Here is a 1,383-nt window from a genome sequence, read left to right as displayed (position 1 = left end):
CATAGTTTGAGTTATCATTGATGCTAAAGATACTCATATTAATTCCTTAATTTAGATTTTTCTATTTTTTTATATAGATAAACAAGTTTTTAAACCTACTTATCCATAACCCTTAAACCCTAGTTTGTCCTATAAGATTATTAAGTCTATCCATTATAGATCCAACATAAGAATTTATACTTTCACTGCTTGCTTTCCAACCATTAGCTTTTGCTTGATGAAATTCTCTATCAAAAGAGATTCCACTGCCTACGTATACATTTTGCCATTCAACTCCTTTTTCCATTGCATAAATACCTGCATCAAGCCAGCCATCTTGTGCATAACCTTTTAATAAACTTGCAAAATCTACTTTGCCTGTCATAATGTCGTCTAAGGAAATATCAAAAGAGGGATTTGCTTTCATTTCTAGCTCAAGTTTTGCTTCACGAACTTTTGCTTCAGGACTAAAAACAACTTGATTTGGAGATGGAAAAGGCGGATAGGATTTTAAAAAACTCATAAATAAAGCTTCTTTAGAATAATTTCCATCTTCATTTTGTGGATAAACTGACATATCAGGATTAAATTCACCTTCATTTGAAGGTCCTTGCTCCATGCTTTGCGGAGAAAAGTCAAGTTTCATAAGGTTCATATCCAAACCCATAGTAGAATATTTAATCGCTTGTGCTTCGTGAAATTGTTCCGCATTAAATATATTTTTTACAATTTTTTCTTTGTTTTCATTACGACCATAATTTAGTCCTTTTGGTAATTGCTCTAAATCAGCTTCGCTAAAACTTGTTTTATCATTTGGAAATGCACTTATTACTTGATTAAAACTATTATAATAGGATTTAACAATAGAAGCCATATCAAAACTATCATAATAATTACCACTAGTTTCATCAGCCATACCATGTTGATTAAATCTCTCTATCTCATCCAAAGTAGATTTATGTATCTTAAAATCTTCAGGAAGTCCCGCAGCTTTGTTAAAATCACTTCCCATATAACCATCTTTATCCACACTATAACCATAGGCTGTATCAGTGTTTAAATCTACTTGTTTATATTTTAGAGTATAAATAGAGTTTTTAAATTCACTTGATATATCATAATTAGGAGAACTTGTCTTACTACTTATACTAAAATTAGTATTATTGCTAGTATTTGTTGTATTAGTAGAATTTAATACTTCACTTCTTACTAGGGTTTGTGAATTTGCATTTTGAATTTCATTTAATTTACTAGCATTTTGTTTTAAAAAAGCATTAGCAAAACTTATTTTAGAATTTTCTTTACTTTCTTTATTAGCTTTTGCTTGTGAAAGTATAGAACCATAGTTTGAGTTATCATTGATGCTAAAGATACTCATATTAATTCCTTAATTTAGATTTTTCT

At 29.3% G+C, this 1,383-nt stretch carries 1 protein-coding gene; it reads right to left on the bottom strand.

The genetic code is table 11. The features are described 5' to 3' along the window. Positions 1 to 112 precede the first annotated feature (112 nt). Entirely contained in the window at positions 113 to 1,357 is a 1,245-nt protein-coding gene (locus BGS43_RS03230) for a Cj0814 family flagellar-dependent secreted protein (RefSeq protein ID WP_096568759.1), read from the bottom strand. Positions 1,358 to 1,383: the final 26 nt, after the last annotated feature.

This window comes from Campylobacter sp. 110, assembly GCF_002383965.1.
GTDB lineage: Bacteria > Campylobacterota > Campylobacteria > Campylobacterales > Campylobacteraceae > Campylobacter_D > Campylobacter_D coli.
This window is presented reverse-complemented; position numbering and strand designations above follow the sequence as displayed.

Coding starts and splice junctions, on each gene's coding strand:
- BGS43_RS03230 (WP_096568759.1), bottom strand. CDS start 1,357: ATGAGTATCTTTAGCATCAATGATAACTCAAACTATGGTTCTATACTT.